A 23470-nucleotide genomic window follows, 5' to 3' on the forward strand; every position below is an offset into this window, starting at 1 on the left:
CGTTCCACGTGAAACGCATCGACGGAATGACGCAATTTTCGGCCCCTTTTGCTTGCTCCTTCGGCAAAAATTCCCTAAATCGAAACCGTGAGGCCGCTCCGCGAAGGGGCGGCCCTTATTGTTTCCGCCGGAGATAGAGAATGAGCCAGCCCACTCCGCTGATGCCGCACGCGACCGCCTCGTGGCTGGTCGACGTTACCTCGCTGACTTTCGAGCAGATCGCAGAATTCTGCGGCCTGCACATGCTCGAAGTGCAGGCGATGGCCGACGATCTGGCGTCCAGCAAGTATACCGGCCGCGACCCCGTTCGCTCGGGCGAGCTGACGATGGAAGAGATCGAGAAGGGGCAGGCCAACCCCGAGTACAAGCTGCGCATGCACAAGGTGCCGCTCGCGCAGAACCGTACCAAGGGCCCGCGCTACACCCCGGTGTCGAAGCGCCAGGACAAGCCTGACGGCATCGCCTGGATCCTGCGCAACCACCCCGAGGTTTCGGACGCGCAGATCGGCAAGCTGATCGGCACCACGCGCAACACCATCGCGGCGATCCGCGACCGTTCGCACTGGAACATCGCCAACATCACCCCCAAGGACCCTGTCACGCTGGGCCTGTGCTCGCAGCGCGAGCTGGACGCCCTCGTCGCCAAGGCCGCGAAGAAGGCGGGCATCCAGGACACCGGCGAGGGTGATGAGCGTCTGGTCGATGACCGTCAGGCCCTGATCGACGAACTGCGCGCAGAGCGTCAGGCGCAGGTTCAGGCCGCGTCGGAAGCCGCGCAGGAAGCCGAAGTCGCCGCCTGGCTCGAAGCCAAGCGTGCTGCCGAAGCCGCCGAGGCCCGCGGCGAGTAACTTTGCTTCAGCCTGACGGCTGAATCGAAAAGGGGACATGGGAGTTGATCCCATGTCCCCTTTTTCGTGTCCGCTCTCGGGGGGCTTCGACAAGCTCAGCCTGAGCGGGGTTTGAGGTTTACACTACTTCCGCTCACCCTGAGCTTGTCGAAGGGTCACGGCTGAGCCCTCACTCTGCCGCTGCGGAAAGCTCCTCTTCGTCTTCCTCGGCGATGACCTCGATCGGCGCCGAAGCGGGCAGGCGAGCGATTGACGGCGGCATCTGTCCGCCATTGGGCGACAGGCGCCCTTCGAGGCGCGCGCCCTGTTCGATGGTCAGCGTGTCGTAGGACACGTCGCCCTCGATCCGCGCGGTCTTGAGGATCACGACCTCGCGCGCCGAAACCGATCCGCGCACGAGCCCGGCGACGCGTACCGATTCGGCCCGCACCGCGCCGTTGATCTCGCTGCCTTCGCCCTGGATCAGGGCCTTGCAGGAAATGTCGCCGTTGACGCTGCCGTCGACGTGCAGGTCGGCGCTTGCCGAAATGTCTCCGCTGATGACGGTGTCGCCGCCCAGCATCGAGAAGCTCGAACTGTTGATGCTCGCACGCGAGCTTATGAAGGCCTTGGCCATGTCAGTGGTTCTCCTCCTGGCCCCTGTTGCTGCTGTTGTTCGCCCCCTGAAGACGTGCCGCTTCGAGGAACGGACGCGGGTTGACCGGACGGTCGTTCACGCGAACCTCGAAGTGGAGATGCGGGCCGGTCGAGCGCCCGGTGCTGCCCATTGCACCGATCAGCGCCCCGGCATCGACGTCCTGACCCACGCGGGTGCGGAAGCCGGAAAGGTGCCCGTAGCGGGTCATCAGCCCGTTGCCGTGCGTCACCTCGATGCAGTTGCCGTAACCGGACTTCTGCCCGACGAACGTGACGCGCCCCTTGGCGGCGGCGTAGATCGGCGAGCCCATCGGCCCCGGGAAGTCGAGGCCCGCGTGGAACGCGGCGCCGCCGGTGAAGGGGTCCGAACGATAGCCGTAGCTGGACGAGACGTAGGCGACGTGCGCCGGGCTCACCTGCGGGATCGAGGCGAGGCCGTTCTCCAGCGCGTCCATGCGGGCAAGGCTCTTGCCCATCGTCAGGAAGCGCGGATCGACGCTGCCGTCGGCCCCGGTCGCCAGCTTCACCAACGGACCACCCTCAGCCATGTGCGCGCGCGAAATCATCGCATTGGGATTGAGCCCCAGCTTGCGAATCGAAGCCATCGCCGCGTCCGAACGCTGGTCGGCGTAGCGGGTGAGGCGATCGACGAGCGCCAGTTGCTTCGCCTCGATGTCGGCAAGGTTGCCGACGCCGGGAACGGCGGCGCTGACCTTCTTGGCGGTCGCTACGGTTCGGGCCGTAGGTTGCCCCTCATCGGCCTCTTCAGGGACATCGTCGATATGGGCATCGACCACCTGGGTGATGAATTCCTGGCGCCGCTGAAGGTCAGCGACTACCGAATCGACGTTGCGGCGGTACTGCGCGACGCTCTTCTCGGCCTTGGCGACATTGGCCGCGCGCTCGGCGAGGGCAGCGCTTTCGCTGCCGACGGATGCCTGCGAGAGCGCCAGAGCGCCGACCGATGCGGCCCACATGCCGAGCACGCCGACGGCTGCACCCGCAGCGATCTTCTGTGCCCGCGCGGAAACGCGGATGAAACGGACCTGTCCCTGCGACCGCATGATGAACTCGCGGTCGGGGAACGCCGTCCTGAGGCGCTGGATGAACGCCCCGGTTGACTTGGAAAGCAAAACGACCCCGCTTGAAATCTATGTCTCAGTCCCGGATCGCGCCGGTAGCAGGCGGTAGTTACCAAAGCGAATCGGCTTGGCCCGAACCTCTGCGGAATCGGGGCGAGTCGAAAACAGATAGCGGTGAGCCGAGGAACCTTACCTTGGCGCGACCGTGAGACGACATACGAATCGATTGCATGCGTGCATTTTGGCGGCTGCATTCCGGTGACAACTGCACGCTGGAATGATAGGCCGCGCCCATGACTTTGCAGAGCACCCTGACCGCCGAACCTGCAGCGCTCTCGCCCGAGGCGCTTGTCGAGCAACTGGCCCGCGACGGCCGGGCCGCGCAGCGCGTACTGGCGAAGCTGACGGACGCCGATAAGGCCGCCGCCCTGCGCGCCGCCGCCACGGCGCTGCGCGAGGCTGAAGGGGAAATTCTCGAAGCCAACGCGAAGGACATCGCGGCTGGCGAGGCTAAGGGACTGTCAGGTGCGATGCTCGACCGCCTGCGGCTCGATGCCGCGCGGCTGGCCGGCATTGCCGGTGCGGTCGATCAGGTCGCGGGCCTGCCCGACCCGGTGGGCGAGGTGATCGCTTCCAGCGAACGCCCCAACGGCCTCAAGCTGTCGCGCGTGCGCATTCCCATCGGCCTGATCGGCATCATCTACGAAAGCCGCCCGAACGTCACCGCCGACGCTGCCGCGCTGTGCCTGCGCTCGGGCAACGCGGTGCTGCTGCGCGGCGGCAGCGAGGCGATCCATTCCAACCACGCGATCCGTGCCGCCTTCGCGAAGGGTCTCGCCACCGTGGGTCTGCCCGAGGCGGCGATCCAGCTGGTCCCGACGCAGGACCGCGCGGTGGTCGGCGCGATGCTGACGGCGGCGGGCCTCATCGACATGATCGTGCCGCGCGGGGGCAAGAGCCTCGTCGCGCGGGTGCAGGCCGATGCGCGGGTGCCCGTGCTCGCCCACCTCGATGGCATCTGCCACACGTATGTCCACGCCTCGGCCGATGCCGGGATGGCGCGCGACCTGACGCTCAACGCCAAGATGCGCCGCACCGGCATCTGCGGGGCGATGGAGACGCTGCTGCTCGACACCCAGTTCCCCGAGAGCGAATCGGTCGTTGCCGGCCTGCTCGACGCGGGCTGCGAACTGCGCGGCGATGCCCGTGCGCAGGCGCTCGACCCGCGCGTGCTGCCCGCCAGCGACGAGGACTGGGACACCGAATACCTCGACGCCGTGCTGGCCGTCGCCGTGGTCGACGGCATCGAACCGGCACTTGAGCACATCGCCGCGCATTCCTCGCACCATACCGATGCGATCGTTACCGAAGACGCGGAATCGGCCGAGCGCTTCCTTGCCGAAGTCGACAGCGCGATCGTGATGGTCAATGCCTCCAGCCAGTTCGCCGACGGCGGCGAGTTCGGCCTCGGCGCCGAGATCGGTATCGCCACCGGCCGCCTGCACGCGCGCGGTCCCGTCGCGCTGGAGGGCCTGACGACCTACAAGTGGCAGGTGCGCGGAACCGGGCAGGCCCGGCCCTGAATCTGGTTCTGAGGCGGACCCGAACCCGCCCCGGCCCCGTCACGGGCCTGCTCGGCGGCAGTTTCAACCCGGCCCACGGTGGACACCGCCGCGTCACCCTGTTCACCGTCGAGGCGCTTGCGCTCGACGAAGTGTGGTGGCTGGTTTCGCCGGGCAATCCGCTCAAGCCCAAGGCCGGGATGGCCCCGCTGGCCGCGCGGATGCGTTCGGCGCAGCGGCAGGCGCGGGGCGCCCGCATCCGGGCCACCGCGATCGAGCGCGAACTGGGCACCCGATACACCGTCGACACCCTCCGCGCGCTCCTTCACCGCTACCCGAAACGGCGCTTCGTATGGCTGATGGGGGCGGACAACCTCGCCCAGTTGCACCGCTGGAAGGACTGGCGGACGCTGTGCCGACTCATGCCGATTGCGGTAATCGCGCGTCCGGGGTATGATGGCGCTGCCCTCGCGAGCCCCGCGATGGCCTGGCTGGGGAAATTCCGGAGACCCCTGACCAGTCTTCGCGGTCCGGAAGAGTGGAGCGCACCCGCGCTGGTGACATTGCGATTCGACCCCGATACGCGGTCGGCAACGGCGATACGCCAGGCCGATCCGGACTGGGCACGAAGGTTCTCAGATCGACCTTCGCGTGACGCGGTCACGTACCACTTGATCCCCGGAACGGCGGAATGATCGGCTTTCAGGCCATCTTCCCGCATACCCGGCTTACACGGCAAACGATCGAACGCGGCAGGATGGCCTTCATCCTGCCCGGTCGGTTTTGAAAGGAGCAGAACCCAACCAAGATGCCACAGGCAGAACTACAGCCGGAATCAACCGGCGCCACCCCGCTTCCGGTCACGATCGAAAGCGATGATCCGTTGCTGAACCTCGTGCTCTCGTCGCTGGACGACGATCAGGCGCAGGAGCTGGTGACGATCGACCTCGACGGCAAATCGAGCATCGCCGACTTCATGGTGATCGCCTCGGGCCGTTCGACCCGCCAGGTTGCGTCCATGGCGCAGAAACTCGGCGAGCGACTGAAGCAGAACGGCTTCGGCCATCCGCGTATCGAGGGCCTTCCGGCGGCCGACTGGGTGCTCGTCGATGCGGGCAGCGTGGTCGTCCACCTGTTCCGTCCCGAAGTGCGCACGTTCTACAACCTCGAGCGGATGTGGGGCTTCGACGGCCCGTCCGGGGCAGCCTGATCGCTGCCTAGAGGATGATCCTCCGGTCGCGACGGTGACCGGAAAATCGCAAGGAAATCACGCGGGGGCCCTGCTCCGTCCCCGCGTTCCGGCCTGATTGCACCCTGAACCCATGCTGCTGCACATCATTGCTCGCGGAAAGATCGCCCGCTCGCCTGAGGGTGAGATGCTGGATCGCTACGCGAAGCGCATCACCTGGCCGTTCAGGCACAGCGAGCTGCCCGATGTCGGCGGCAAGGTGCCTCCTCCCGCCCATACCCCGGTCCGTGAAGTCCTGCTCGACGAGCGGGGCAAGCTGATGAGCTCGGAAGAGTTCGCCGCGCTGCTCGGCCGCTGGCGCGACGAGGGCGTGCGCGAATGCCGCTTCCTGATCGGCGCCGCCGACGGCCACGGCGACGAGGCGCGGGCGCAGGCCGACCACCTTCTGTGCTTCGGCCGCATGACCTGGCCTCATCTGATGGTCCGCGCGATGCTCGCCGAACAGCTGTGGCGCGCCACCGCGATCCTTGCCGGGCATCCTTACCACCGCTCGGGCTGATGAAGCGCCGACTCATCCGTCATTGCGAGCGCAGCGAAGCAATCCAGGGCGGTTTACGCGGCCCTGGATTGCTTCGCTGCGCTCGCAATGACGAAACCGGGGAGATGGGATGAAGCGCCTGAAGGCCTTCTTCGACGGCGGCTGCCGCCCGAATCCCGGCCCCATCGAGGTCGCCGTGGTGATCCGCGGGGTGGCGCATGTCTTCGAGGATTGCGGCTGCGGCACCAACAGCGATGCCGAGTGGCTGGCGCTGATCCATGCACTGGAACTCTGCCGGGAGCAGGGGCTGGAACAGGTCGAGCTGATCGGCGATGCGGTGGAGGTTGTGCGTCAGGCCAACCGGGCCTTGCGCGACGGGCATGGCCCGGGGCGGCACGCGGCGCGCTTCCTTGCGCTGGCGGCTCAGGTTCGTCCTGCGCGCATACGGTGGATCAAGCGTGAGCAGAACCTTGCCGGAATTGCGCTGGCCGCGCGCCATCCAAGGTGAAGGCATTTTATCCTCCCTGTTCCGCAGGAATGGGGAGGTGGCAGCGCGAAGCGCCGACGGAGGGGTCTTCTCCCCTTCCACCACCGACTTCGTCGGCGGTCCCCCTCCCCATTCCTGCGGAACAGGGAGGATAAAGGCGCATTTCGTCTCTTCCCGCGTGACTCCGGCTGTCCTAACACGACGCCGTGAAGCCAGCCCACCGCATTCTCCTGACCGTCACCGCGCTGGGCTCCGTTGCGTTTGCCACGCAGGCGCTGACGCAGCAGGGCGGGCTTGCGGTGCTCGACCCGGCGGTCGATGCGCGGCAGGCGCAGGCGGACATGATCGCCGCCCGGCGCGAAGGTGCAGCGGCTCGCAAGCGGGCGGAAAAGCTGGAAGCGCGTGCCCGCGAAGTCACCGAGCAGGCCGAGACCACTGCGCGTGAGGCCGCCGCCATCGCCGCGCGGATTCAGGAAACCGATGCGCAGATCGCCGTGCAGCGCGCGCAGATCCGGCTGATCGCTTCGCAGCGGCAGGGCCTGAGGGCGCAGTTAGCGCAGAAGCAGGGGCCTCTGGCGCGACTCACCGGGTCATTGCAGCGGCTGTCGCGGCGGCCTCCGTTGCTGGCCCTGTTGCGGCCGGGATCGGTGCGCGATGCGGTTTACATGCGGGCATTGCTCGACACGATGCTGCCCGAGGTGGAGGCGCGCACGGCGGGCCTGCGGGTAGCGATCGAGCGTGGGCGGGCGCTGGAGCAGCAGGCCAAGGCCGCCGCGGCCGGGCTCTCGCAGGCGCAGGCGCAGATGCGCGAGCGGCGCGGGCAACTCGCCGCCATCGAATCGCGCCAGCGGCTGGCCGGGCGCGAAGCCAGCGGTATCGCCGCGCGGGAAAGCGACCGGGCATTGGCGCTGGCGGAGAAGGCGCGCGATCTGGGCGATCTGGTGGTGCAGGTCGGCCGGCAGGGGGAACTGCGGGCGAGCCTCGCGGCGCTGCCGGGGCCGATCATGCGGCCCGCCCGGCCGGAGGATGCGCAAGTCATCGGCGCCGGGCAGTTCACGCCGCTGCCCGAGGGATTGTCCAGCTACATGCTGCCGGTGACCGGGCGGCTGGTAACCGGATTCGGCGAGGATGCGCCGGGGCAGGCGCGCTCCAACGGGCTGGTCATGGCCCCGCGCGCGTATGCGCAGGCGGTCTCTCCGGCGCCGGGGCGAGTGGCTTTCGCGGGGCCGTATCGCGGCTTCCAGAGCATCGTCATCATCGAGCACGACGGCGGCTGGACCTCGCTTGTCACGGGCCTGGCGCGGCTGGACGTGGCAGTGGGTGCGCAAGTGGTCGCCGGGTCTCCGATCGGCGTGACCGGGCCGGGCGATCCGCGCGTGATGGTCGAGCTGCGGCAGGGCGGGGCGCCGGTCAATCCGCTTCAGTATATCCGGGCATTGTAAGGCGTCGTTCCGCATCAGGGCTGATCGTAGCCTTGTGCGCAGGAGGATATTCGTCATTGCGAGCGAAGCGAAGCAATCCAGGGCGACGCGAGACTGCCCTGGATTGCTTCGCTTCGCTCGCAATGACGAAAGTAGAGGGTGGAGGACGACGATGCCGCTTTTTCGGGCAATTAGCCTGATGCCTCCTATATGAACGCAAATCCTGCCGTTCCGCTGGCGTTCACGGTCATCGGACGATAGGATGACGGTCATGAACCCCCGCCGGCCACCGCGCCGGACCGACGCATTGAAGAGGCATCACGCCCGATGAAGATTGCCCCGCTAATCCGCGCTACCCTGCTGGTTTCCGCCGTGGCCGTGCTGCCTGTGGCGACCTCTGGCCTGTCGGCGGTGGACACGCGCACCAGCCATGAATTCGACAAGCTTTTCACGATCTACCAGATCGTGAAGGACAATTATGTCGACCAGGTGAGCGACGACAAGCTGCTCAAGGGCGCGATCGACGGCATGCTGGCCAGCCTCGATCCGCATTCGAACTACCTCGACGGCCAGTCGCTGCAGCGGCTGGAGACGATGATCGACGGCAAGTATACCGGCCTCGGCCTCTCGGTGGTCGAGGATGACGGCGCGGTGAAGATCGTCTCGCCGTTCAAGGGCAGCCCGGCGGAGAAGGCGGGGCTGAAAGCGGGCGACTACATCACCCACCTCGATGGCGTGCTCTATTACGAGCGCGATCTGGACGAGGCGGTATCGAAGATGCGCGGCGAGGCTGGCTCCTCGATCCGCCTGACGATCTTCCGTCCGGGCCGCGACGCGCCGTTCGACGTCACCGTGACGCGCGGCGTGATCGAGCTTGAGCCGGTGACCTGGGAATTCAAGGACAACGTCGGCGTGATCTCGGTCAACGAGTTCTCGCGCGATGTCGGTAACGACGTGAACAACGCCATCTCCGACCTCAAGAAGCAGGCGGCGGTGAAGGGCGGCAAGCTGACCGGCCTCGTGCTCGACCTGCGTTCCAACCCCGGCGGTTCGCTGGACGAGGCGGTGGCGCTGTCCGACCTGTTCCTCGACCATGGCGACATCGTCTCGCAGCGCGGGCGCAACGCGAACGAGAACCAGTTCTACCGCGCCGAATCGGTGTTCAAGGGCGACGTCGCCAAGGGCCTGCCGGTCGTCGTGCTGGTGGACGCGGGTTCGGCCTCGGCTTCGGAGATCGTCGCTGGCGCACTGCAGGACCAGCACCGCGCGGTGATCATGGGCGAGCGCACGTTCGGCAAGGGCTCGGTCCAGTCGTTCCTGCCGCTCGACCAGAACAGCGCGATCAAGATCACGACGGCGCGCTACTACACGCCTTCCGGCCACTCGGTGCAGGAGGGCGGCATCGCCCCCGACATCAAGGTTCCGCAGCTGTCCGATCCCGACGCCCGTGCCCGCGCCGAACGTGCGGTGCGCGAGTCCGACTTGCGCGGCCACCTCATCAACGAGGCGGCGCTCAAGGACAAGGATCTGGAAACCGACAAGCAGGATGATCCGCGCTTCAAGGTGACCGCCGCCGAACTGGAAAAGCAGGGCATCAAGGACTTCCAGCTGCACTACGCGATCTCCACGCTGCAGCGTACGGCGGGCAAGCCCGCGCTTGCCGCCGTTTCCAAGAACTGACGGCAGGGGCACGAAGGGCATGGCCGTTTCCGCCGCACCGTCCGTGCGCGCCGCGCGTATGCTGGCGCTTGGCATTCCCGTTATCGCCCTCGGCGGGGCGCTGGTGAGCCAGTACGTGTTCGGGCTCAACCCTTGCGAGATGTGCTGGTGGCAGCGCTATCCGCACATGCTGGCCATCGTCTTCGCGCTGCTGGCGTTCTTCTGGCGGCCGGTGCGCCCGCTGGTGGCCGTCGCGGCGCTGGCGGTGCTGGTGTCCGGGCTGATCGGCGGCTTCCACGCCGGGGTCGAATATAAGTGGTGGGAAGGCGTGACCGCCTGCACCGCCAGCCCCTTCGCGGCAGGCGGCGATCCGCTCGACGCGATCATGAAGGCGCCGGTGATCCGCTGCGACGTGGCGCCGTGGAGCCTCTTGGGCATTTCGCTGGCGGGCTTCAACTTCCTGTTCTCGACGCTGGGCGCGCTGGCGGTCTTCGCCCTCATCGCCCGCAGCGACCGAAAGGCTTGAGATGAACGCGATGAGCAAGCGCAGCGAACGGATGTTGCGGGTCGATCAGGCGGGCGAATTCGGCGCCAACCGAATCTACGCGGGCCAACTGGCGGTGATGGGCACGCGCGGTCCGCACTCGACCGAGATCGCCGGCATGGCCGCGCAGGAGACCGAGCATCAGGCGAAGTTCGACGCGATGATCGCGCAGCGCGGCGTGCGTCCGACGCTGCTGCAGCCGGTGTGGTCGGCCGCGGGCTTTGCGCTGGGCGCGGCGACGGCACTGATCGGGCCGGAGGCGGCGATGGCCTGCACCGCCGCGATCGAGACCGAGATCGACCGCCACTATACCGAGCAGCTCGAGGAACTGGGCGACGAAGACCCCGAACTGGGCGCCGCAATCCTGAAGTTCCGCGACGAGGAGCGCGAGCACCGCGATGCCGCGCTGGCGGCGGGCGCGGAGAAGGCCCCGGCCTATCCGCTGCTGTTCCACGCGATCCGCATGGGCTGCCGCGTGGCCATCAAGCTGTCGGAACGGATCTGACCTCTCGCGGGTTGTCTGGTTGTATTTGCCGCGTTTTCCGAGTCATCGGGTGTTTCCACCCGATTAGAAAACGCTCTTAAGCTGTCATTCAACCCGTAGCCTGCCTATATCGGGTGCGACCCGATCATGACGCCTCCGGGCCGATACCTGCTGGAGCCACCGATGACCCGCCTTCTCCTCACTGCTGCAGCTGCCGCTCTTTCGCTAGCCGTCGCGCCCGCCGCATTCGCACAGGACGCCGGGCTTACCGATCCGGGCGGGGAGAAGGTCAACCAGCTGATCATCTACGGCGACGATCCGTGCCCGCAATCGGCCTCGGGCGACATCACCGTCTGCGCGCGCAAGCCCGAGGAGGAACGCTACCGCATCCCCGAGCCGCTGCGCGGCATCGACCAGCCCCAGTCCGAGGCATGGGCGAACAAGGTTCAGGCTTACGAAACCGTGGGTCGATTCGGCACGCAGAGCTGTTCGCCGACGGGTTCGGGCGGCTGGCTGGGCTGCACGCAGCAGCTCATCAACAGTGCCTACGCGGAGAAGGCGAACGGTTCCGAGGTCCGCTTCAGCGAACTGATCCAGGCCGAACGTGAAAAGCGCCTCTCCACCATCGATGCCGATGCAGCCGCCGACCAGGCGCGGGTCGAGGAAGCGGAGAAGGCCTACTTCGAGCAGCGCCAGCGCCAGGAGGCGCAGCAGGATGCGGCTGCCGGCGCTACCCCGCCGCCGCCAAGCGTCAAGTAACGCGCCAGACCTTCGTCATTGCGAGCGTAGCGAAGCAATCCAGAGCGGTTTCATACTCCCCTGGATTGCTTCGCTACGCTCGCAATGACGAGTTGAGGAGGGTTCCGGTTTTGCTGGGGCAGACGCCTCACAAGCCCCTCTTCACCCCCTGAAACCCGAATTCCGCTTGTCTTGGGCGGGCAAACCGGCTGGAACGGCGCCCGACAACATAAGCCAGGCAAGGATACGGGTTCGCGATGGGCGTGACGGGTTCGATCGATTTTTTCCATGCCATCGCGGGGCTGCTCGTCGGTCTGCTGGTCGGATTGACCGGGGTGGGCGGCGGCTCGCTGATGACGCCGCTGCTGGTGCTGCTGTTCGGCGTCAGCGCCAAGACGGCGGTGGGCACCGACCTGCTGTTCGCCGCCGTGACCAAGATCGCCGGATCGGCGGTTCACGGCTCGCGCGAGAGCGTGGAGTGGAAGATCGTGCGCCGCATGGCCATGGGCAGCGTGCCCGCCGCCGTGGTGACATTGCTGGTGATGGCCCGGATGGGTTCGGTCGGCAAGTCCACGGAGCACGTCATTCTCCTCTCGCTGGCCTGCCTTCTGGCGCTGACTTCGCTCGCGGTCATCGGGCGCAAGTGGCTGTTCCGCCATGCCCATGACGGCGCCGCACAGCGTTCGCCGATGGTGGAACTCGGCGGCACGATCGCCCTGGGTGCGCTGATCGGTGTGGCCGTTTCGGTGTCCTCGGTGGGGGCGGGAGCGATCGGGGTCACCGTGCTCTTCGTGCTCTATCCCCGCCTGCCGGTGGCGCGCATCGTCGGGTCGGACATTGCCCATGCCGTGCCGCTGACGCTGATCGCGGGCACCGGGCACTGGATCATGGGTGACGTCAACGGAACGCTGCTGACCAACCTGCTGATCGGCTCGATTCCGGGCGTGGTGGTGGGCAGCTACCTGTCCTCCCGCGCGCCGGACAAAGTGCTGCAGCCGCTGCTGGCGGCGGTGCTGGCGGTCTCGTCATGGCAACTGTTCGTGAAGGCCGGCACGCCGGAGAAGGTGAAGGTGGACGTGATCGCTCCGGCCAAGGCGGCGGAGGTTCGCTGAGACTTCGTCGTCCCGGACTTGATCCGGGACCGCTGGCCGAGACCGACCCGGCCCACGGCAGGGTGCCTTGCCTATCGCTTACTTCTAAAGACAGCCACCGGTCCCGGATCAAGTCCGGGACGACGAAAATGGAAAAGGCCGGAGCATCAGCCCCGGCCTTTTTAATTTCAACGGATCGTCCAGCCCTCAGGCCAGCGCGATATCCGGTGCGTCTTCCTGCTTCATGCCGACGAGGTGGTAACCCGAGTCCACATGATGCGTCTCGCCGGTCACGCCCGAGGACAAGTCCGACAGGAAGTACAGGCCCGAGCCGCCCACGTCCTCGATCGTGGTGTTGCGGCGCAGCGGCGAGTTCAGCTCGTTCCACTTGAGGATGTAGCGGAAGTCGCCGATGCCGCTGGCGGCCAGCGTCTTGATCGGGCCGGCCGAGATCGCGTTGACGCGGATGCCTTGCGGGCCGAGGTCGTTGGCGAGGTACTTCACCGAGGCCTCGAGCGCCGCCTTGGCCACGCCCATGACGTTGTAGTGCGGCACGACCTTCTCGGCGCCGTAGTACGTCAGCGTCAGGATCGAGCCGCCATTCGGCATCATCGCCATCGCGCGCTTGGTCACGGCGACCAGCGAGTAGGCCGAGATGTTCATCGTCATCAGGAAGTTGTCGAGGCTGGTGTCGACATACTTGCCGCGCAGCTCGTTCTTGTCCGAGAAGCCGATGGCGTGGACCACGAAGTCGATCGTCTCCCAGCGCTCCGCCAGAGTGGCGAAGGCGGTGTCGATCGCGTCCATGTTCGACACGTCGCAGTCGATGAGGAAATCGGAGCCGAGGCTTTCCGCCAGCGGCCTCACCCGCTTGGCCAGCGCCTCGCCCTGATAGGCGAAGGCCAGTTCGGCCCCCTGTTCGTGCAGCTTCTTCGCGATACCCCAGGCCAGCGACTTGTCGTTGGCGAGGCCCATGATGAGCCCCCTCTTGCCGTGCATCAGACCGGTCATTCGTTTCTTCCTGTAACCACTTTAATCGTTGGGCCCGTTCGCCGGGCCGGAACCCGCGCCGAATTCCACGGGGACACCTGTACCCTCGTTCGCCTGCGCGAGCGCCGCGTTCAACTCCGCGCCTATGACCATCCCTAAGCCGACAAGCCAGAAAAAGAAAAGCGCGATCATCACTCCGGCGAGGCTTCCGTACGTCAAATCGTACATGAGGAAACTCTGCAACACTTTCGGCAGCGCCCAGGCGACCAGCAGCCACCATAGCGTGACGAACGCCGCTCCGGGCCATTTGCGGTAGCGCCGCTTCTGGTATGCCGAAGGGGTGAGCAGATAGAACAGCAGATAGATCGAGACGAAAATGCCGCCTCCGCTCATCGCCGTAGTGAGCGCCATTTGCTCGGAGAGGCTGTCGAGCCTGGGGAACAGCGTCGCCAGCACCGTCTCGGCGGTCGAGAGCAGCACTTGCGAGGACAGTGAGATCAGCAGCAGCAGCACCGAGCCGAAAATCACCGCGCTCGACACCAGCCGGGATCGCCAGAAGCGGTGGCGCTTCTTCGCGTCGTAGGCGCGGTGGAGAATGTCGCGGATGGTCTCGATCAGGCTGCCAGAGGTCCACATGCCGAGGAAGCCGCCGATCCACAGCAGCCAGCCATGGCGCGCGGCGGCGACGTCGTGGGCCACCGGGCGCAGCACGTCGCCCACGCGCGGAGGCAGGGCGCGCAGGATGGTGTCGATCGAGGCGCCCATCTGGTCCTGCTCGCCCAGCGCCGAGAGGATCGCGGCCAGCGCGATGAAGAAGGGGAACAGCGACAGCAGGCTCATGTAGGCAAGGTTGCCCGCATGGATGAACCCGTCGTCCCAGGTGCCCGACACGACGCGGCCGATTACGCGGAAGGTCCGGGTGCCCGGTCCCGCCTTGCGCCGCAGCTTTTTGCTCAGCGCCTCATGGTCAGGATCAGACGCCAAACTTCCCGCGCACGTCGCGGCTGTCATGCCAGCCTTCGAGGCGGGCGGCGAGGTCTGCGTCCCCCTCGGGCAACGTGATCTGCAGGGTGATCAACTGGTCGCCGCGCGTGCCGTCCTTGCGCGTCATCCCGCGTCCCTTGAGACGCAGCGCCTTGCCCGAGCTGGAGCCCGCCGGAACCGAAAGCATCACCGCCCCCGAAGGCGTCGGCGCCTTGACCTTGGCGCCGAGCAGCGCTTCGTCCAGCGTGATCGGCAGGTCGAGGCGCAAGTCGTCACCGTCGCGCCGGAAGAAGGCGTGCGGCTGGATGTGGACGGTGACGGTGGCATCGCCATTGCCGCCGGGGCCGGGCTCGCCCTTGCCCGCAAGGCGCATCTGGGTGCCGTCCTCGACGCCCGCAGGCAGCTTGAGGTCGATGGTCTTGCCGTCGGACAGGGTGATGCGCTGGGGCTTGAGTTCCGCCGCGTCGGTCAGCGGCACGGCAAGGCGGTAGTTCACGTTGGCGCCCTTGGGCGCGGCGCGGCGACCGCCGCCCATGCCGCCCATACCGCCGCGCGCACCGCCGCCGCCGAAGATGCCGCCGAAGATGTCTTCGAGGTCGATCCCTTCCTCGGCTCCGAAGCCGCCGCCAAAGCCGCGCTGGCCGCCGGGACCGCCGCCATAGCCGCCTCCGCCGAAGCCGCCGCCGAAGGGGCTGGCCGGGTTGCCCTCGGCGTCGATCTCGCCCCGGTCGAACTGGGCGCGCTTGGTCTTGTCGGACAGCAGGTCGTAGGCGCGCGTCACGTCGTTGAAGCGCGCGGCCGCCGCCGGGTTGTCCTTGTTGGTGTCGGGGTGGAGTTCCTTCGCCAGCTTGCGGTAGGCGGACTTGATGTCCTTTTCGCTCGCACCGCGGGGCACGCCAAGGGTGGTATAGGGATCTGCTGCCATGATGCCCCTAGCTAGGTTGCGTGGCGGGTTTGGACAAGCGCTCTCGCAGGTTGCGCGGAACGTTTGCGTTCCCTAGTTCGCACAGGAGACTTGTCCGCGATCAAGGCCATCTCCCGTGCAACCGGGCATCCGCGCAAGGGTTCCCATCTCGAAACGCAGGAATTCGCACAGTGACCATAGCGCATCCTTCCGAAACCGACGCCCGCGAGGTTATCCCGCATGGCGATCCCTTCGCGCTGTTCACGCAGTGGTACGATGAAGCGCGCGAGACGGAACCCAACGATTCCAACGCAATGGCGCTCGCCACCGCGACGCCGGACGGCCAGCCCTCGGTGCGCATGGTGCTGCTGAAGGGCTACGACACCTCAGGCTTCGTGTTCTACACCAATGGCCACAGCCGCAAGGGGCAGGAGATCGCCGCCAACCCGCAGGTCGCGCTGCTGTTCCACTGGAAGAGCCTGCGCCGCCAGATCCGCATCGAAGGCACGCTCTCGCCCGTCAGCGAGGCCGAGGCCGAGGCCTATTTCCATTCGCGCGCCCGCGACTCGCAGCTCGGCGCAGTGGCGTCCGACCAGTCCGCCCCGCTCGATTCGCGTGAAACCTTCCTCGCCCGCTATGAGGACGTGCGTGCCCGCTTCGAGGGCGGCGAGGTCGAGCGTCCCGCGCACTGGGGCGGCTGGCGCGTGCGCCCGCAGGCGATGGAGTTCTGGCACGACCGCCCCTATCGCCTCCACGAGCGCCGCCGCTTCGAGCATGGCCCGGACGGCTGGGCCAGCAGCCTCCTCTACCCGTGAGCGACGCCTCGGCCTCTTGGGGCGCTCTGAACCGCAGCGCAGCCTTCGCCAGCATCGGCGCGGCAACGTTGCTGATCGCGATCAAGGGCTGGGCGGCATGGTCCACCGGCTCCACCGCGATGCTGGGGAGCCTGGCCGACACCGCGCTTGACCTCGTCGCCAGCGTGGCGACCTTGCTGGGCGTGTGGATCGCCGCACACCCGCCCGACGACAAGCACCGCTTCGGTCATGGCAAGGCCGAGGCGATCGCGGCGCTGTTCCAGATCGTGCTGATCTCGATCTCGGCGCTGGGCATCGCCGCGCGGGCGGTGGAGGATTTCTTCGCGGGCGCAAGGGTCGAGGCGGCGGGCACCGGCATCGGCGTCTCGCTGGCGGCGATCGTGGTGACGTTCGCGCTGATCGCCTGGCAGCGCCATGTGATCCGCCGGACCGGCAGCCTCGCGATCGCGACCGACAGCGTGCATTATCAGTCGGACCTGCTGCTCAACGTCGCGGTGATCGCGGCGCTGGTGATCGACCAGTACCTCGGCGTTTCGGGCGCGGACCCACTGTTTGGCCTCGGCATCGCGCTGTGGCTGGCCTGGGGCGCCTGGAAGGCGTCCGAGGAGGTGCTCGACCAGCTGATGGACCACGAGTGGCCGGCGGAAAAGAAGGAGCGCTTCCTCGAGGTGCTCGCCCGCAACCCCGACATCACCGGCGTCCACGACTTGCGCACGCGCACGTCGGGTAACCGCGATTTCGTGCAGTTCCACGTCTGGGTCGACGCGAACATGACCGTGCGCGAGGCGCACAAGGTGATGGATGCTCTGGAAGCGCGGCTGAAGGCGGAATTTCCCGGCACCGAGATCCTGATCCATCCCGACCCGGAAGGGCTTGTGGACGAGGCTGGGGATGCGGGGCTGGACGTGCTGCCGCCGATCCGGGTGGGTTGATGCAATTGTGGCGGCTTACGCCCCATTGCGGCCGTTTGATGCCACTGGCATGTGTGCGGCATGCGAGGTTTAGACAATTATCCAATTAGCGTTTCGGTCACAGCGGGCTGCTTAGCTTTTGTTCTGGCCTTATTTGCCCAAGCGACCATGGGCGCATTTGGGTCGATGCTCGGCCTTGCGCTCGCAATCGTCTCGGTCAGCCTGTTCACATCAGCAATCAAGCGCTCGAGGAAGCAGTAACGCTTCGGCGGAGCGGCAACTATCCACCCAAACCCACCGTCACCCTGAACTTGTTTCAGGGTCCATCAAGCCGATAGTTCAGGTTCCCGATCAGCAAACCGAGATAGCAGTTTGCGACTCAATATCACCGGCACCAACCGCCCGATGGATCCTGAAACAAGTTCAGGATGACGAAGCCTATCGGGAAAAGTACACTTTCCACCCAAATCAGCCTGAGCGGTCAGGGTGGGGTGATCGCAAGTCACCACCCAATCCCGGGGTAGCCCTGAAACACTTCACGAATAAGGGCATCGGCAGAACCGATCCTCACCTCTGTCGCAGCGCCGCCACGCACGCCGCCCGGTCCACGTTCTGCCCGTCCGAGGAACGCCGCGTTTCCACGTAGGTGGCGTGCGGCTCTTTCGACGTCGTGCTGGGATAGAGGAACACGTCGAGCACGCAGGCGGTGCCGGTGAACTGCAGCTTGCGCGCGTCACCTTCCCACACGTCGAGGCGGGGCTCCCCGAACATGCGGGTGAGCTGGCCCTGGTTGGCGCCGATCACGCCTTCGAGGCCCGGCGCCATCTGCACGGCGGCGTCGCGCGGTGCGGCGCGGGTCGGCTGGCGGGTGACGGGGACGCCCTTGATCCGTTTGCCGGGTGGCGGCGCGGGCGTGCTCGCCACGCTGCCGCCGGTCGACGAACAGGCCGACAGGGCAAGCGCCAGCGCAGCCGCACCGAGCGGAAGAAGGAAGCGGGGCTGCAGGGGGGAAGACGTCGTGCTCATGATCGCCTGCGGCATCGCCCGGCGGCGCGGCCGAGTCAACGGGCCAGCGCCCGGAGCGCTTGCACCTGCGGGGAACGGCGGCTTTCCTACAAGTGCGGGGCCCGGGTATCCTGACGCCATGTTTCGGATTTCCCCCATGCCACACCTGTCAACTTGCGCCGCGCGCAAGGTTACACTTTGCGCCTGCAAGGTGACACATCGCCTGCACAAGGTGACACCTTTGCGGCACAAGGTGACACATCGGGGCTTACAAGGTGACACTTTCGGGCCCGAAATGGCTCAAAATCGCCGCAAGGTGACACCTTTTCCCTCTGGACCGTGTCAACCGTGTAAACCTGCGTCACCTTGCAGCGCATCCGGCCGCGCGCTAGTCGCTCGGGCAATCGAAATTCCCGGACCTGTTTCCGGCCTCCACTGAAGGACTTACCCACCCCATGACGCAACCCCGTCTGGACGTCATCGCCATCGGCAACGCCATCATCGACGTCATCGGCAACTGCTCGGACGCGCAGATCGAGGAACTCGGCCTGGTGCGCGGCGGCATGCAGCTGATCGACGGCGATCAGGCCCGCACCCTCTATGACGCGATGGGCCCGGCCCGCGAAGTCTCGGGCGGGTCGGCCGCCAACACGTTGGCGGGCCTCGCCGCGCTGGGCGCCAAGTGCGGCTTCATCGGCCAGGTCGCCGACGACCAGCTGGGCGAGGTCTTCACTCATGACATCCGCGCCGGTGGCATCGAGTTCGACGTTCCCGCCCGCGCCGGCGAGACGCCGACCGCGCGTTGCCTGATCTTTGTCACCGCCGATGGCCAGCGCACGATGAACACCTTCCTCGGCGCCTCGCACCTGCTGTCCGCCGACATGGTGGCCGACGCGACGATCGCCGAGGCGGCCGTGCTCTACCTCGAAGGCTACCTGTGGGACCCGGTCGAGCCGCGCGCGGCGATGCGCAAGGCGATCGCGGCGGCGCGCGCCGCCGGCCGCAAGATCGCCTTCACGCCGTCGGAATCGTTCATCATCGATATGCACCGCGGCGATTTCCTGTCGCTGATCGACGATGGCCTGATCGACCTCCTCTTCTGCAACGAGACCGAGCTGGCGACGCTGACCGGCCTGTCTTCGTTCGAGGACGGCATCGCGATGCTGGCGGCCAAGGTTGCGGTGCTGGTCGTCACCAAGGGCGCCGAGGGCGCCGTGGCGCTCTCGGGCGGCGAGCGTGCCGAAGTTGCCGCGCAGCCGATCGAGCGCGTGGTCGACACCACCGGCGCGGGCGACCTGTTCGCGGCGGGCTTCCTCTACGGCCACGTGCGCGGCAAGGGGCTTGAGGAAAGCCTCAAGATGGGCGCAATCTGCGCGAGCGAGATCATCTCGCACTACGGCGCACGTCCTGAGTGTGACCTCGCGGACTTCGTCGCTGCACGTATGTAAGGAGATACCCGGTTTGAGCTGTCCCGCGCTGATCGACTTCGAAGCGAGCTGCCTGCCCGAATATGGGCAGTCCTATCCCATCGAAGTCGCGGTGGCGCGGATCGACGGCTCGAACCGGGCCTGGCTCATCAAGCCCGCCGAGGCCTGGCGCTACTGGGACTGGTCGGACGAGGCCGAGGCGCTGCACGGCATCAGCCGGCAGATGCTCGACGACGAGGGCCTGCCACCCGCGCAGGTTCTGGCGGAAATGGCCGAATTCGTGGCCGGGTGCCCGGTCTATGCGGACGCCGATCTCGACGAATTCTGGCTCGAAGTGCTGTGTCAGGCGGTGGGCGCGAAGTTGCCGTTTCCGGTGTACTACCTCGGCGAATTCCTCAAGGACGGCGGCTATTCGCGCCCACAGGTGGTCGCCGCGCTGGAAGAGGCGAAGCGCCTGCTCCCCAAGGAACATCTGGCACGCGAGGATGCCAAGCGGCTGGCGATGGTGGTCAAGCTGCTGGTGGACGGCGAGGTGGAACCGTCGTCCCGGACTTGATCCGGGACCGGTGGCTGTCTTTAGGCTAGGGCCATCGCCGAGGCGCCCCGTCGATGGCAAGGCTGTTCACGGCTAGCGGTCCCGGATCAAGTCCGGGACGACGTTTTACTGCCCACTCCGCTGCGCTGCCTGCAACTGGCCCGCGCACTGCGCCTTCCTCTGATCCCGCGCCGCCGACAGCGACTGCGCCGCCTGCGAAGGCAGCGCGCAGTCCTGCGCCGGGCGGATCGGGTGCTTGGCGAGGCAGCCGCTGCGGGTGCTGAACAGGTCGTCGGCGCAGTCGTCGAAGGCGGCCTGGTCGGCGTCGTGCATCGCCTGGCAGGCCTGCGTCCAGCGCTGGCGATAAGCGCTTTCGGCCAGATCCGTGCATTGGTCGTAGGCCGCCTGGGCCTCCTGTTCCCGCCGCGCGCGTTCGGCCAGTGCGCGCGATTGCTCGGCGGCCTTCGACTGCTTCTCCGCCATCGCCAGCGTCTGCTGGTGGATGTCCTGCGCGGGCAGGTAGATGCCGTAGTAGTACCCCACGCCCGCCCCGCCCATCAGGGCGCCGAGCGCGAGGCACAGCTTCAGGATCGGGTCGGCGTGCTTAAGCATGGCTCTTTTCGCGCGCCACTTCGCGCCAGCCGATGTCGCGGCGGGTGAAGCCGGTGGAGAAGTCGATGGCATCGACGGCAGCATACGCCTTGGCCTGCGCTTCGGTCACGCTACCCGCACGGGCGGTGACTGCCAGCACGCGCCCGCCGCTGGCGACCAGTTCGCCGTCCTTCAGCGCGGTGCCGGCGTGGAAGACTTTGGCGCCCTCCGCCTCGGCCTCGGCCACGTTGCGGATCGCGCCGCCCTTGGCCGGGGTGCCGGGGTAGCCGTCGGCGGCCATCACCACCGTCAGCGCGACGTCGTCCGAGAAGCGCGGCGGCTCGATCGCGGCAAGACGGTTCTCGGCGCAGGCGTGCAGCAGTTCGACGAGGTCCGATTCGAGCCGCATCATGATGACCTGGCATTCCGGGTCACCGAAACGGCAGTTGTACTCGATCAACTGCGGCCCCTTGGCGGTCAGCATCAGGCCGAGGAACAGCACGCCGGAATAGGGCATGCCCTCGTTGGCGAGGGTGCGCACGGTCGGCGCGATGATCTTCGTCATCGCCTCGGCCTGCAGTTCGGGGGTGAGCACCTTGGCCGGGCTGTAGGCGCCCATGCCGCCGGTGTTGGGGCCGGTATCGCCGTCGCCGACGCGCTTGTGGTCCTGCGCCGAGGCGAAGGGGACGATGGTGGAGCCGTCGGTCAGCGCGAAGAAGCTGGCTTCCTCGCCCTCGAGGAATTCCTCGATCACCGCTTCCGCGCCCGCTTCACCGAAGCGCCCGGCGAAGATGTCGCGCACGGCGGCTTCGGCCTCGTCCATGGTCATCGCCACGGTGACGCCCTTGCCCGCCGCGAGGCCATCGGCCTTGATGACGACGGGGGCGCCGAACCTGGCCAGTGCGGCCATTGCGGCCGCTTCGCTGGAGACGCGCTCGTAGCCGCCGGTCGGGATATTGGCGCGGGCGCACAAGTCCTTGGTGAAGCCCTTGGAGCCTTCGAGCTGCGCCGCTGCCTTGCTGGGGCCGAACACCGCGAAGCCTTCGCCGCGCAGCGAGTCGGCAAGGCCGTCCACCAGCGGCGCCTCGGGGCCGATGACGACGAGGCCGATGACGTTCACCTCGCAGAAGGCCAGCACGGCGGCGTGGTCGGTCGCGTCGAGGTCGATGCACGTCGCGAGGCCCGAAATGCCGGGGTTGCCGGGGGCGGCCCACAGGGTATCGCAGCGCGGGGATTGCGCCAGCTTCCAGGCCAGCGCATGTTCGCGGCCGCCCGAGCCCAGTAGCAGGATGTTCATTTCCCGTGCCTTCCGATCAATTCTACGACGATGATTACAACGACGGTCGTTCGGGGGGGCTGGTAGCGAAGGAGTCGGCCGGGGACAACGCCGCGCCGCTCTCGATCAGCGAGATTTCGAATCTCCTCAAGCGCACGGTGGAGGACCGCTTCGGCTTCGTGCGCCTGCGCGGCGAACTGTCGGGCGTGAAGCGCGCGGCCTCCGGGCACCTCTACTGCGCGCTCAAGGACGACAAGGCGGTGATCGACGGGGTGATGTGGAAAGGCGGCGCCCAGCGCCTCGCCTTCCGCCCCGAGGATGGCGTCGAGGTCATCGCCACCGGCAAGCTGACGACCTATCCCGGCCGCTCGAAATACCAGATCGTCATCGAGACGATGGAGATCGCGGGCGAAGGCGCGCTGCTGGCGCTGCTCGAAAAACTGCGCGCCCGCCTCGCCGCCGAGGGCTTGTTCGCGCCTGAACGCAAGCGGCCGCTGCCCTATCTGCCGCAAGTGATCGGCGTCGTCACCTCGCCCACCGGCGCGGTGATCCGCGACATCCTCCACCGTCTGGCCGACCGCTTCCCCAGCCGGGTGCTGGTCTGGCCGGTGCTGGTGCAGGGCGAGGGCGCGGCGGCGCAAGTGGCGAACGCGGTGCGCGGCTTCTCGGCCATCGAGCCCGGCGGGCCGGTTCCCCGCCCCGACCTCGTGATCGTCGCGCGCGGCGGCGGTTCGATCGAGGACTTGTGGAGCTTCAACGAAGAGATCGTCGTGCGCGCCGTCGCCGATTCGACGATCCCCGTGATCTCGGCGGTCGGGCACGAGACCGACACGACCTTGTGCGACCATGCCGCCGACCGCCGCGCGCCGACGCCCACCGCCGCTGCGGAAATGGCGGTGCCGGTGCGTGCCGAACTGGTGAACCAGATCGACGAGATGGGCTTGCGGATGCGCCGCTGCGCGCTGCGCCCGGTGGTGCTCGGCCGCGAGCGGCTTGAGGCGCGTGTCCAGCGCCTGCCCAAACCCGAGGCGATCCTCGCCGCCAAGGCCCAGAAGCTGGACGAATTGTCCGAACGCCTGCGCCGGGGCCTGCAGGACCGCGCCACCGCCAAGGGGCGTTCGCTGCAACAGGTCGCGGGCCGTCTGTCGCTGCCGCTGCTGCGCCACCGCGTGCAGGTCTGTGACGAGCGGCTGGCGCGCATCGGCCTCACGCCGCGCCTGCTCGAACGGCGCTGGACACTGGCGCGCGACGCCCTCGCCCCGGTCAACCGGGTGCTGCCACAGCTTGACCCGCGCCTGCCGCTGCAGCGCGGTTACGCGCTGGTGAAGTCCTCTTCGGGCGCCGCGCTGACCACGCGCGAAGCGGCGGAGCGCGAGGGCAGTCTGGTGATAGAGTTCCGCGACGGCGAACTGCCGGTCACCACGCGAGAGGGCACCGAGGCCGCCACGCCGCGGCCAGCACCGGCCAAGCCCGCGCGACAGTCTTCAAGCCCACCACGACAGGGCGATTTGTTCTGAGGCGGCGGCTCTGCTAGGATCAGGCCCATGTTGATGTCCTCCGCAGACCGCCCCGCCAAGCTCGCTTACGGCCCGAACGGCTTTCGCGTGCTCAGCCCGGGCCACTACGTCACGTGCGCCGTAACCGGCGAGCAGATTTCGCTCGAAACCCTCCGTTACTGGAGCGTCGAGCGCCAGGAAGCCTACGCGACCGCCGAGATCGCGACGAAACGTCTCCTCGGACAGGTCTGAGCCCG

Annotated in this window: 27 protein-coding genes; 19 read left to right on the plus strand and 8 right to left on the minus strand. The window is 67.3% G+C overall.

Annotated features, from left to right (window positions below):
• The first annotated feature begins 140 nt into the window (after positions 1 to 140).
• Positions 141 to 848, plus strand: coding sequence for a DUF1013 domain-containing protein (locus tag PKE80_RS11860; RefSeq protein ID WP_036525601.1), 708 nt, complete (start codon positions 141 to 143; stop codon positions 846 to 848).
• A 169-nt stretch (positions 849 to 1017) separates the two neighbouring features.
• Here PKE80_RS11860 and PKE80_RS11865 read toward each other — a convergent pair whose 3' ends face one another.
• Positions 1018 to 1464 (minus strand): bactofilin family protein, encoded by a 447-nt coding sequence (locus PKE80_RS11865; RefSeq protein ID WP_008831387.1) that lies wholly within the window; start codon positions 1462 to 1464, stop codon positions 1018 to 1020.
• A 1-nt stretch (position 1465) separates the two neighbouring features.
• Entirely contained in the window at positions 1466 to 2617 is a 1152-nt protein-coding gene (locus PKE80_RS11870) for a M23 family metallopeptidase (RefSeq protein ID WP_271182623.1), read from the minus strand.
• A gap of 242 nt (positions 2618 to 2859) precedes the next feature.
• On the opposite strand from PKE80_RS11870, the gene PKE80_RS11875 reads away from it, so the two are divergent.
• From PKE80_RS11875 to PKE80_RS11925, 11 genes are all read left to right on the plus strand, one after another.
• The gene (locus tag PKE80_RS11875; protein WP_271182624.1) at positions 2860 to 4149 is read left to right on the plus strand and encodes a glutamate-5-semialdehyde dehydrogenase; all 1290 of its coding nucleotides are present in this window, start codon (positions 2860 to 2862) and stop codon (positions 4147 to 4149) included.
• Positions 4113 to 4823, plus strand: a complete 711-nt coding sequence (locus tag PKE80_RS11880) for a nicotinate-nucleotide adenylyltransferase (protein ID WP_370423933.1) — start codon at positions 4113 to 4115, stop codon at positions 4821 to 4823. The genes PKE80_RS11875 and PKE80_RS11880 overlap by 37 nt, the downstream gene beginning before the upstream one ends.
• A 113-nt stretch (positions 4824 to 4936) precedes the next feature.
• Complete coding sequence (gene rsfS / locus PKE80_RS11885; protein WP_008831383.1) at positions 4937 to 5338, plus strand: ribosome silencing factor; 402 nt, start codon at positions 4937 to 4939, stop codon at positions 5336 to 5338.
• A 112-nt stretch (positions 5339 to 5450) separates the two neighbouring features.
• The gene (locus PKE80_RS11890) at positions 5451 to 5876 is read left to right on the plus strand and encodes a 23S rRNA (pseudouridine(1915)-N(3))-methyltransferase RlmH (RefSeq protein WP_008831382.1); all 426 of its coding nucleotides are present in this window, start codon (positions 5451 to 5453) and stop codon (positions 5874 to 5876) included.
• 109 nt (positions 5877 to 5985) lie between these two features.
• On the plus strand, positions 5986 to 6363 hold the full coding sequence (locus tag PKE80_RS11895) for a ribonuclease HI (protein WP_271182625.1): 378 nt from the start codon (positions 5986 to 5988) through the stop codon (positions 6361 to 6363).
• Between the two features lie 185 nt (positions 6364 to 6548).
• The gene (locus tag PKE80_RS11900) at positions 6549 to 7784 is read left to right on the plus strand and encodes a murein hydrolase activator EnvC family protein (RefSeq protein WP_271182626.1); all 1236 of its coding nucleotides are present in this window, start codon (positions 6549 to 6551) and stop codon (positions 7782 to 7784) included.
• 306 nt (positions 7785 to 8090) lie between these two features.
• The gene (locus tag PKE80_RS11905; RefSeq protein WP_271182627.1) at positions 8091 to 9443 is read left to right on the plus strand and encodes a S41 family peptidase; all 1353 of its coding nucleotides are present in this window, start codon (positions 8091 to 8093) and stop codon (positions 9441 to 9443) included.
• A 19-nt stretch (positions 9444 to 9462) separates the two neighbouring features.
• A complete protein-coding gene (locus tag PKE80_RS11910) occupies positions 9463 to 9948 on the plus strand; it encodes a disulfide bond formation protein B (protein ID WP_271182628.1) in 486 nt (161 codons plus the stop codon).
• A 1-nt stretch (position 9949) separates the two neighbouring features.
• The gene (locus PKE80_RS11915; RefSeq protein ID WP_271182629.1) at positions 9950 to 10471 is read left to right on the plus strand and encodes a demethoxyubiquinone hydroxylase family protein; all 522 of its coding nucleotides are present in this window, start codon (positions 9950 to 9952) and stop codon (positions 10469 to 10471) included.
• Between the two features lie 162 nt (positions 10472 to 10633).
• A complete protein-coding gene (locus PKE80_RS11920; RefSeq protein ID WP_271182630.1) occupies positions 10634 to 11209 on the plus strand; it encodes a hypothetical protein in 576 nt (191 codons plus the stop codon).
• 236 nt (positions 11210 to 11445) lie between these two features.
• On the plus strand, positions 11446 to 12300 hold the full coding sequence (locus PKE80_RS11925) for a sulfite exporter TauE/SafE family protein (RefSeq protein ID WP_271182631.1): 855 nt from the start codon (positions 11446 to 11448) through the stop codon (positions 12298 to 12300).
• Between the two features lie 186 nt (positions 12301 to 12486).
• Here PKE80_RS11925 and fabI read toward each other — a convergent pair whose 3' ends face one another.
• The 3 genes from fabI to PKE80_RS11940 are packed head-to-tail and all read right to left on the minus strand — an operon-like array spanning position 12487 to position 15178.
• A complete protein-coding gene (gene fabI / locus PKE80_RS11930) occupies positions 12487 to 13290 on the minus strand; it encodes an enoyl-ACP reductase FabI (protein WP_036525594.1) in 804 nt (267 codons plus the stop codon).
• Positions 13291 to 13311: 21 nt separating this feature from the next.
• Positions 13312 to 14253: a YihY/virulence factor BrkB family protein gene (locus PKE80_RS11935; RefSeq protein WP_271182632.1), complete on the minus strand. Its 942-nt coding sequence runs from the start codon at positions 14251 to 14253 to the stop codon at positions 13312 to 13314.
• On the minus strand, positions 14243 to 15178 hold the full coding sequence (locus PKE80_RS11940) for a DnaJ C-terminal domain-containing protein (RefSeq protein ID WP_271182633.1): 936 nt from the start codon (positions 15176 to 15178) through the stop codon (positions 14243 to 14245). Before PKE80_RS11940 ends, PKE80_RS11935 begins: the two co-directional genes overlap by 11 nt.
• 170 nt (positions 15179 to 15348) lie before the next feature.
• On the opposite strand from PKE80_RS11940, the gene pdxH reads away from it, so the two are divergent.
• From pdxH to PKE80_RS11955, 3 genes are read left to right on the plus strand one after another with little or no spacing between them, the layout of a single operon-like run.
• Entirely contained in the window at positions 15349 to 15972 is a 624-nt protein-coding gene (pdxH, locus tag PKE80_RS11945; RefSeq protein WP_271182634.1) for a pyridoxamine 5'-phosphate oxidase, read from the plus strand.
• Positions 15969 to 16904, plus strand: coding sequence for a cation diffusion facilitator family transporter (locus PKE80_RS11950; RefSeq protein WP_271182635.1), 936 nt, complete (start codon positions 15969 to 15971; stop codon positions 16902 to 16904). Before pdxH ends, PKE80_RS11950 begins: the two co-directional genes overlap by 4 nt.
• Positions 16905 to 16964: 60 nt before the next feature.
• Positions 16965 to 17144 carry a hypothetical protein gene (locus PKE80_RS11955; RefSeq protein WP_271182636.1) on the plus strand — a complete coding sequence of 60 codons (180 nt, stop codon included), beginning with the start codon at positions 16965 to 16967 and terminating at the stop codon, positions 17142 to 17144.
• A gap of 306 nt (positions 17145 to 17450) precedes the next feature.
• On the opposite strand, the gene PKE80_RS11960 is transcribed toward PKE80_RS11955, so the two are convergent.
• The gene (locus tag PKE80_RS11960; protein ID WP_271182709.1) at positions 17451 to 17909 is read right to left on the minus strand and encodes a hypothetical protein; all 459 of its coding nucleotides are present in this window, start codon (positions 17907 to 17909) and stop codon (positions 17451 to 17453) included.
• 434 nt (positions 17910 to 18343) lie between these two features.
• Between PKE80_RS11960 and PKE80_RS11965 the strand changes: the two genes are divergently transcribed.
• Complete coding sequence (locus PKE80_RS11965; RefSeq protein ID WP_008830882.1) at positions 18344 to 19336, plus strand: adenosine kinase; 993 nt, start codon at positions 18344 to 18346, stop codon at positions 19334 to 19336.
• 13 nt (positions 19337 to 19349) lie between these two features.
• A complete protein-coding gene (locus PKE80_RS11970; RefSeq protein WP_271182637.1) occupies positions 19350 to 19871 on the plus strand; it encodes a 3'-5' exonuclease in 522 nt (173 codons plus the stop codon).
• Between the two features lie 105 nt (positions 19872 to 19976).
• Here the strand turns inward: PKE80_RS11970 and PKE80_RS11975 are convergent, their stop codons facing one another.
• Complete coding sequence (locus PKE80_RS11975) at positions 19977 to 20462, minus strand: hypothetical protein (protein WP_271182638.1); 486 nt, start codon at positions 20460 to 20462, stop codon at positions 19977 to 19979.
• A complete protein-coding gene (purD, locus tag PKE80_RS11980; protein WP_271182639.1) occupies positions 20455 to 21738 on the minus strand; it encodes a phosphoribosylamine--glycine ligase in 1284 nt (427 codons plus the stop codon). The genes PKE80_RS11975 and purD overlap by 8 nt, the downstream gene beginning before the upstream one ends.
• A gap of 5 nt (positions 21739 to 21743) precedes the next feature.
• On the opposite strand from purD, the gene xseA reads away from it, so the two are divergent.
• Positions 21744 to 23234, plus strand: coding sequence for an exodeoxyribonuclease VII large subunit (gene xseA, locus PKE80_RS11985; protein WP_271182640.1), 1491 nt, complete (start codon positions 21744 to 21746; stop codon positions 23232 to 23234).
• Between the two features lie 27 nt (positions 23235 to 23261).
• The gene (locus PKE80_RS11990; protein ID WP_008830887.1) at positions 23262 to 23465 is read left to right on the plus strand and encodes a DUF2093 domain-containing protein; all 204 of its coding nucleotides are present in this window, start codon (positions 23262 to 23264) and stop codon (positions 23463 to 23465) included.
• Positions 23466 to 23470 lie beyond the last annotated feature (5 nt).

The sequence above is a fragment of the Novosphingobium resinovorum genome (genome assembly GCF_027922145.1).
GTDB lineage: Bacteria > Pseudomonadota > Alphaproteobacteria > Sphingomonadales > Sphingomonadaceae > Novosphingobium > Novosphingobium resinovorum.